Consider the following 8,613-nt stretch of genomic DNA (forward strand, 5'->3'; position numbering starts at 1 on the left):
TTCCCCTGGGTTGTCTCCCCAAGATTCTGGTAGATGGGTCATGCGTATCCGCAGCACGCAGAGCATAAAGAACCGCACACAATCTAATGTCACGCAAAACAAAAGCGCCGCCTCCCAACCGGAGACGGCGCTTGCATTATTTCGCATCAAACAAGCCCTTCAGCTTTTCAAAAAAGGACTGTCGCTTGGCATAATTCTTGTCGCTGAGGGAATCCTCGAACGCCTTCAGCAGATCCTTCTGCTTCTTGGTCAGATTCTTGGGCACTTCCACGACTACCTTCACATACTGGTCGCCGTTGTCCGTCCGATGGAGCCGGCGCACGCCCTTGCCCCTGAGCCGGAACACGGTGCCGGTCTGGGTACCCTCGCCCACATGGTACTTGACATGCCCGTCAATGGTGGGCACCGTGATATCGTCCCCCATGACCGCCTGGGTGTAGGTAATGGGGATCTCGCAGTGTACATCGTAGCCGTCCCGGACAAAGAGGGGATGGGGACGCACATTGATGACCACGTTCAGGTTGCCGCTGGGGCCGCCGTTGATGCCTGCATCACCCTGGCCGGACACCCGGAGGGTCTGACCGTTGTCGATGCCCGCAGGCACATCCACCTTGATGGTCTTTGCCACCCGTACCCGGCCTGCGCCCTTGCACTTGCTACAGGGATTGCTGATGACCTTGCCCTTGCCGCCGCAGTGGGGACAGGTCTTGGTCTGGGCGATCATGCCGAAGGGGGTGCGCTGATTGATCTTCACCGTGCCCCTGCCGTGGCAGTCCGGACATACCTCCGGAGAGGAACCTGCCGCAGCACCGGTACCGGCACAGTCTGCACAGCATTCCATCCGCTGAACCTTCACCTCTGCACGCATGCCCTTGCACGCCTGCATAAAGTCAATATTCAGCCCCACGTTCACATCCTTGCCCTGTCTGGGGGCATTGGCACTGGAGCTGCGGGAGCCGCCGAATACGCCGCCAAAGAGATTCTCGAAGATATCTCCCATGTCGGCAAAGCCGCCCTGCATGCCGCCCATGCCACCCATACCGCCCATGCCGCCGTAGCTGGGATCCACACCGGCGTGACCGAACTGGTCATATTTCTGACGCTTCTCCGGGTCGGAAAGCACCTCGTATGCCTCGGTGACCTCCTTGAACTTTTCCTCGCATTCCTTATCGCCCGGATGCAGATCGGGGTGGTACTTTCGTGCCATGGCGCGGTACGCTTTTTTGATCGCTTCCTCGTCAGCGTCCTTCTGCACGCCGAGCACTTCATAATAATCTCGTTTTTCAGCCATAATTCCGGTCATGCGTTCCCTTCAGGGAATGCATATCTCCTTTCACGAAAATACATGATGCCTCGACGCAGCTGCTGACGCCCTCCGCCGCCGTCCATGTACGGAGACAGGGCGGAAACCAGGCCCGCCCATGTTCTCTATTCCGATTGTAGCATATGCTTACGCTTCTGTAAAGTCTGCGTCTACCACGTCGCCGTCATCGCCGCCCGGATTGCTGCTGCCGCCGTTCATGCCGCCCATGTTGCCCATGTCCGGCTGACCCTGTGCTGCGCCTGCCTGCTGGTATACCTTGCCGGACAGGTCGTAGAATGCCTTTTGCAGCTCCTCGGTCTTTGCCTTGATCTCCTCGGTATTGTCAGTCTTGAGGGCTTCCTTCAGTGCATTGCACTTTTCGGTGATGGGCGCCTTGTCCGCATCGGTTACCTTGTCGCCGAAGTCGGTCATTGCCTTCTCGCACTGGAACACCAGGTTCTCGCCGTTGTTCTTGGCATCCACTGCCTCACGGCGCTTCTTGTCCTCCTCCGCATACTTCTCAGCGTCCTTGACAGCCTTGTCAATGTCAGCCTCGCTCATGTTGGTGGAAGCGGTGATGGAGATATTCTGCTCCTTGCCGGTGCCAAGATCCTTTGCGGAAACGTGTACGATGCCGTTTGCATCGATATCAAAGGTTACCTCGATCTGGGGGATACCACGGGGCGCCGGTGCAATGCCATCCAGACGGAAGGTGCCCAGCTGCTTGTTGTCCCGTGCGAATTCACGCTCGCCCTGGAGTACGTTGATATCCACCGCAGGCTGATTGTCTGCATAGGTGGAGAACACCTGGGTCTTCTTGGTGGGGATGGTGGTGTTTCTGGGGATCATCTTGGTGCATACGCCGCCGGCAGTTTCAATACCCAGAGAAAGCGGAGTAACATCCAGCAGCAGCAGACCTTCCTTTACGTCGCCGCCCAGGACGCCGCCCTGGTATGCTGCACCCAGTGCTACACACTCATCCGGGTTGATGCCCTTGAAGGGTTCCTTGCCGATCTTCTGCTTTACAGCTTCCTGCACCGCCGGGATTCTGGAGGAGCCGCCTACCAGCAGCACCTTATCCAGGTCGGAGGCCTTCAGACCGCTGTCATGCAGCGCCTGATCTACCGGGCCCATGGTTGCCTGTACCAGATCCGCAGTCAGCTCATTGAACTTTGCCTGGGACAGGGTCAGATCCAGATGCTTCGGGCCGGTTGCGTCTGCGGTAATGAAGGGCAGATTGATGTTGGAGGAAGGTGTGGAGGACAGCTCGATCTTTGCCTTCTCTGCGGCTTCCTTCAGTCTCTGCATTGCCATCTTGTCGCCGGTCAGGTCAATGCCCTCTGCCTTCTTGAACTCGGAGGTCATCCAGTCAATGATCCGCTGGTCAAAGTCATCGCCGCCCAGGTGGTTGTTGCCGGCAGTTGCCAGAACCTCTGTAACCCCGTCGCCCATGTCGATGATGGATACATCGAAGGTACCGCCGCCCAGGTCGAATACCATGATCTTCTGCTCATCTTCCTTGTCGATGCCGTAGGACAGAGCCGCAGCAGTAGGCTCGTTGATGATTCTCTTGACGGTCAGCCCTGCGATCTGACCTGCGTCCTTGGTTGCCTGACGCTGGCTGTCGGTGAAGTATGCGGGAACGGTGATAACCGCCTCGGAAACCTTCTCGCCCAGGTATGCCTCAGCGTCTGCCTTCAGCTTTTGCAGGATCATAGCGGAGATCTCCTGGGGCGTGTAGGACTTGCCCTCGATCTCTACCTTGTAGTTGGAGCCCATGTGACGCTTGATGGAGCTTACGGTCTTATCCGGGTTGGTGATAGCCTGGCGCTTTGCCACCTGACCTACCAGACGCTCGCCGTTCTTGGAGAATGCCACAACGGACGGGGTGGTTCTTGCACCCTCAGCGTTGGGGATTACCACTGCATTGCCGCCTTCCATAACGGCTACGCAGGAGTTGGTTGTACCAAGGTCGATACCAATAATTTTTGCCATAATAAATCTTCCTCTCTATGCTTTCTGTTCTGATAAAGATAGTTTACTCGGTTTTGGATGTTTCATCCGGGGGCTACTGGGCAACTGCCACCATTGCGTGGCGGATCACCCGATCCCCGATCAGATAGCCCTTCTGGAATACCTGACACACCATGCCTTCTTCGTATTCCGTATCCGCCGCCTGCTTGATGGCGTGGTGGAAATTCGGATCAAAGGGAGTTCCCAGGGCTTCCATTTCCCGGACGCCCAGCTTCTTGAGCGCCTCGTTAAGCTGTGTATAGATCTTTTCCATGCCGGTCTTGTAGGCTTCATCCGTACAAGCAGCCTCCAGCGCCAGGGAAAAGCTGTCCAGCGCCGGCAGCAGGGTTTCCACCGCTGCAGCAGTGGCATGGGAATAGGTCTCGGTCTTTTCCTTTGCGGTGCGCTTGCGGTAGTTGTCGTATTCGGCGTACAGCCGCAGGTACTTGTCCTTTTCCGCCGCCAGCTGCTCCGCCGGATCCGGTTCCGTCCTGGTCTGCTTGATCTCCGGCTGCTCTGCCTGTTCCGGCTGGGAAGCGGATTCCGCCTCCTGCGCAGCCTCCGGCTCCGTTGCCTTTGCAGCCTCCTCCGGCTCCTGTCCGGCGGTGGTTTCCTCGGTCAGATCCTGTTCTTTTTTCATCGGTTGCACCCCTTCTGTTCTAATGCTGTCCCGGCTCATGTTCATCCTCATCGGAAATGAGATCCGTCAGCTTTTGTGTGAAATATTCAATATAGGGAATGATCTTTGCGTAATTGATCCGCATCGGCCCGATGACCCCCAGCGCACCGGCAGGCTGATTGCCCTTCTGGTACTTGGATACGATCATACTGGAATTGCCGATGACGAAATGATTGCTCTCCTGGCTGAAGAGCACCTGCACGCCGCTGAATGCGTCATCCAGCAGAGGAATCACGGTGTCCGTGTGCTCCATGAACTGGACGATATCCATTTTTTCAAGCTCGCTGCAGGTTAAAAGGTTCCGTGCGCCGCTGACGGTGACTTCCTTCTGCTTCAGATCCCGGGACAATTCATACAGTCCCTGTACCAAAGGGGAAAGGGTGGTCATATATGCGCCCAGTGCGGCGATCAGATCCTGGAGCCGCTGTTCGGACAGATCCTCAACGGATACGCCCTCCAGGTTCTCCTCCATATAATGTGTGAAAAATTCAAGCTGCTCATTGCTCAGATCAAACTCCAGCCGACAGGCTTTGTTTTTGATGCTGCCGTTGGATGTAATCAGCAGGATCACATACAGCCGCTTGCCGGTGGGGATCACCTCCACCTTGGAGATGATGGAAAACTTCGGTGCTGCATTTGTCACTACCGCTGCGCATTTGGTCAGCTCCGCAAGGGCTGTGCCTGCGCTCTGGATCAGCAGCTCCTCGGTCAGAGCACCCTGCGCCTCCAGCATATCGTCCAGCCGCTGCCGCTCCTTTTCGGAAAGCGTCTCGGTGGTCATCAGCTTGTCGATGTAGAGCCGATAGCCGTTGAAGGTGGGGATCCTGCCGGCGGAGGTGTGGGGCTGTTCCAGCAGTCCTAACTGCTCCAGTACCGCCATGTCGTTGCGCACCGTTGCCGCAGAAACATTGATATGAGGCAGTGCAGCGATGGTCTTGGAACCGACGGGCTCGCCGGTCTGCACATATTCATCCACGACAGCAGCCAGAATTTTCAGCTTGCGGTCGTCCATAGCCTCACTCCTTCTTTCAAGTTAGCACCCGTCCGGATGCTCTGTTAGCACTCTATCTCTCCGAGTGCTAAATATAAGATACCACGCCCGTACCATGTTGTCAAGTGGTTTTTGCATTTTCAGCGTTTTGCACAAATAATATCTTATTTTTTGTGCATGTTTGTTGTTTTTGCTCCTGCCGCATTGACAAATCAGGGGGGATATGGTACGATTAAAGGAACTGAACCCGGAACCCATCCGGCAATGTACTATTATAAAGCAGAAAGGCAGGTGCAGCCCTGTGGAGGTAGAGTCCCTGGAGGTGGAGTGGATCGCCGTACTGGATCGGTTCAACAAGCTCAACGCCCGCTATAAGGTGGAGGGGCTGCCCCGGCCGGAGTTCATGCTGCTGCATCTGATCGCAAAAAGCCCCAGCGGCGCCGTAAAGATCTCGGAGCTTGCCGCCGCCCTGGAGGTCACCACCCCGGCAGTGTCCAAGCTGCTGAAATCCCTGGAGGAAAAGTGCGCCGTCTCCCGGGTCAGCGACATTACCGACCGGCGGATCACTTATATCACCATGACCAAGGCGGGCAGGCAGTTGTACGACCGGGCATTGCAGGCACGGCGGCGAATCGGGCTGTCGGTGATGGAGCGGATCGGAGAGCAGGCGTACAAGCAGCTGTTTGAACAAATGCAGATCCTGTACCAGGCCTTTGAGGATGCCCTCACCGGTCAGGACAGCGACATATAGACAGGAGCCGGGCTTCTGTCTTTTTTTATGGACAAATGGGGCGCCCTTGTGGTATACTATAAATATAAATAATAGAAAAATCGATGGAGGAACAGTCTATGACTCTGCTGGCAATTGACGGCAACAGCATCCTGAACCGGGCGTTTTACGGCATCCGTATGCTCACAAGCAGCAAGGGTGTGCCCACCAACGCCCTGTTCGGGTTTTTCAACATCTACCTGAAGGAGGCGGCACAGGTGCAGCCGGATGGGGTGGCGGTGGCGTTTGACCTGCGGAGTCCCACCTTCCGGCATAAGGCGGTGGCATCCTACAAAGCCAACCGGAAGGGCATGCCGGAGGAGCTGGCACAGCAGCTTGCCCCGGTAAAGGAGCTGCTGCGGGGCATGGGCATCACCGTGCTGGAGGCAGAGGGCTTTGAGGCGGATGACATTCTGGGCACCCTTGCCCGGATCTGTACGGAGCATGGGGAGGAATGCGTGATTCTCACCGGAGACCGGGACAGCCTCCAATTGGTGGGGGAGCATGTGCGGGTGGATCTTGCCACCAACAAAGAAACTATTCCTTATACAGAGGAGCGATTCCGGGAGGAGTATGGGTTTGCCCCGGTGCAGCTGATCGATCTGAAGGCGCTGATGGGGGACAGCTCCGACAACATCAAGGGGGTACCGGGCATCGGCCCGAAAACTGCCACGGGACTGATCCAGACCTATGGCACCATTGAGGAGCTGTACGCTCATCTGGACGAGGCAGGGCTGACCAAGGGGGCATACGCCAAGCTGTCCGGGGGGAAGGCATCCGCAGAGGAAAGCAAGTGGCTTGCCACCATCGTAAAGGATGCCCCCATTCCCCAGGATCCGGCAGCGTACCGGCTGAAGGAGCCGGACAAGGAGAGTGTATCCGCCCTGCTGACGGAGCTTGAGCTGTTCAAGCTGCTGGACAAGCTGAAGCTGGAGGCTGCACCGGTACAAAGCAAGCCAGAGCCGGATGCCCCGGTGATCTCCTTGTGCAAAACAGTGCAGCCCCTTGACCGGAGCATGCTGGACGGCTTGACAGACCAGGAACAGCCGGTGGATTTCCTGCTCCGGGCGGATACCTTATATATCCACACGGGAACATGCATCTGCACCACCCGGGAACAGGGGCTGATCCTGGCGTTTCTGGCATCCGGCTGCAAAAAGCGCAGCTTTGACGCAAAGCCTGTGTACCGGTATGCCTTTGCGGCAGACAGCAGCCTGACGGGACTGTGTTTTGACGGTGCCATTGCCGCATACCTGCACGAAGCCACCAAGGCATCCTACGAGATCCCGGCGCTGTGCCGCAGCTTCCACCTGCCCTATGAGGAAGACATGGGGGATACGGCGGACATTGCCGCTCTGCCCGGGCTGTGCGATGCTCTGGCGAACAAGCTGGAGGCGGAGGGGCTGACCCGGCTCATGGAGGAGATCGAGCTGCCCCTGGTGGAGGTGCTTGCCTCCATGGAGCATACCGGGGTGCTGGTGGACCAGGATGGAGTGCGCCGGTTCGGGGATGCGCTGTCCGGAGAGATCCGGCAGCTGGAGGAGGAGATCTACACTCTGGCAGGGAAGCAGTTCAACATTGCCTCCCCCAAGCAGTTGGGGCAGGTACTGTTTGAGGATCTGGAGATCCCCCATCCCCAGGGGAAGAAAAAAACCAAAACCGGCAGCTTTTCCACCAACGCAGAGGTGCTGGAAAAGCTCCGGGGCGCATACCCCATCGTGAGTCTGATCCTCCGGTACCGGCAGCTGACTAAGCTGAATTCCACCTATGTGGCAGGGCTGCTGAAAACCGTTGCCCCGGACGGGCGGATCCACACCTGCTTCAAGCAGACCGAGACCCGTACCGGCAGAATTTCCTCCACGGAACCGAATATGCAGAACATTCCGGTACGCACGGAGCTGGGCAAGGAAATGCGGAAGTTTTTCGTAGCCCCCCAGGGGCGGATCCTGCTGGATGCGGACTACAGCCAGATCGAGCTGCGGATCCTGGCAAATCTCTGTGAGGACGCAAACATGCAGCAGGCGTTCCTGAGCGGTGCGGACATTCATGCTTCCACGGCGGCGCAGGTGTTCGGGGTGCCCCGGGAGGCAGTGACTCCCCAGATGCGGAGCGCAGCCAAGGCGGTGAACTTCGGCATCATCTACGGCATCGGAGCATACTCCCTGTCCCAGGACATCGGGGTATCCGTCCGGGAGGCGGATCGCTACATCAAGCGATATCTGAAGAACTTCCCCAGGGTGGAGCAGTTTATGACCCGCATTGTGGAGGATGCGGAACGCACCGGCTTTGTATCCACCCTGTTCGGCAGACGCCGGGAGGTGCCGGAATTAAAGAGCCACAACAAGATCCAGCAGGCGGCAGGCAGGCGCATCGCCATGAATACCCCCATCCAGGGCACGGCGGCGGACATCATCAAGATCGCCATGATCCGGGTGTACCGGCGGCTTGCCAGGGAGCAGCTGGACGCAAGGCTGATTTTACAGGTGCACGATGAGCTGATCGTAGAAGCCGCAGTACAGTACGCTGACCGGGCGGCGGTGATCCTCCGGGAGGAGATGGAGCATGCCTGGGACATGGCAGTGCCCCTGACAGCGGAGGTTGGAAAGGGAGAGAGCTGGTATGCCGCAAAGGGATGAGAGCATCCTGCTGATGGAGGCGTGCCATGTGGCACAGGTGGCAGCCCTTGAAAAGGCTTGCTTTTCCGAGCCCTGGAGCGAGGCTGCCTTCCGGTCAGAGCTGACCAATCCCCAGGCGCTGACCCTGGTTGCCCTCCGGGAAGGACAGGTTGCCGGATTCGTGAACATCGCCTTTGCAGCAGATACGGCGGACATCAACACGGTGGCGGTAGGGGCAGCCTA

Annotated in this window: 7 protein-coding genes; 3 read left to right on the forward strand and 4 right to left on the reverse strand. The window is 57.7% G+C overall.

Annotated features, from left to right (window positions below; genetic code table 11):
* Nucleotides 1-136 precede the first annotated feature (136 nt).
* The 4 genes from dnaJ to hrcA form a co-directional block, all read right to left on the reverse strand.
* On the reverse strand, nucleotides 137-1,291 hold the full coding sequence (gene dnaJ / locus QVO51_RS02115; RefSeq protein ID WP_288167759.1) for a molecular chaperone DnaJ: 1,155 nt from the start codon (nucleotides 1,289-1,291) through the stop codon (nucleotides 137-139).
* Nucleotides 1,292-1,450: 159 nt separating this feature from the next.
* Nucleotides 1,451-3,298 carry a molecular chaperone DnaK gene (dnaK, locus tag QVO51_RS02120; protein ID WP_022357040.1) on the reverse strand — a complete coding sequence of 616 codons (1,848 nt, stop codon included), beginning with the start codon at nucleotides 3,296-3,298 and terminating at the stop codon, nucleotides 1,451-1,453.
* 73 nt (nucleotides 3,299-3,371) lie between these two features.
* Nucleotides 3,372-3,956 carry a nucleotide exchange factor GrpE gene (grpE, locus tag QVO51_RS02125; protein ID WP_022357041.1) on the reverse strand — a complete coding sequence of 195 codons (585 nt, stop codon included), beginning with the start codon at nucleotides 3,954-3,956 and terminating at the stop codon, nucleotides 3,372-3,374.
* Between the two features lie 19 nt (nucleotides 3,957-3,975).
* On the reverse strand, nucleotides 3,976-5,007 hold the full coding sequence (hrcA, locus tag QVO51_RS02130) for a heat-inducible transcriptional repressor HrcA (RefSeq protein WP_022357042.1): 1,032 nt from the start codon (nucleotides 5,005-5,007) through the stop codon (nucleotides 3,976-3,978).
* 202 nt (nucleotides 5,008-5,209) lie between these two features.
* On the opposite strand from hrcA, the gene QVO51_RS02135 reads away from it, so the two are divergent.
* From QVO51_RS02135 to QVO51_RS02145, 3 genes are all read left to right on the forward strand, one after another.
* Entirely contained in the window at nucleotides 5,210-5,737 is a 528-nt protein-coding gene (locus QVO51_RS02135; protein ID WP_022357043.1) for a MarR family winged helix-turn-helix transcriptional regulator, read from the forward strand.
* A 98-nt stretch (nucleotides 5,738-5,835) separates the two neighbouring features.
* The gene (polA, locus tag QVO51_RS02140; protein ID WP_022357044.1) at nucleotides 5,836-8,391 is read left to right on the forward strand and encodes a DNA polymerase I; all 2,556 of its coding nucleotides are present in this window, start codon (nucleotides 5,836-5,838) and stop codon (nucleotides 8,389-8,391) included.
* Nucleotides 8,375-8,613: GNAT family N-acetyltransferase (locus tag QVO51_RS02145; RefSeq protein ID WP_369677875.1), on the forward strand; the 239-nt coding region annotated here is incomplete at its 3' end. The genes polA and QVO51_RS02145, both read left to right, overlap by 17 nt.

The sequence above is a fragment of the Ruminococcus sp. CAG:379 genome, from assembly GCF_000434255.1.
GTDB classification, from domain to species: Bacteria; Bacillota; Clostridia; order Oscillospirales; family Ruminococcaceae; genus Ruminococcus_F; species Ruminococcus_F champanellensis.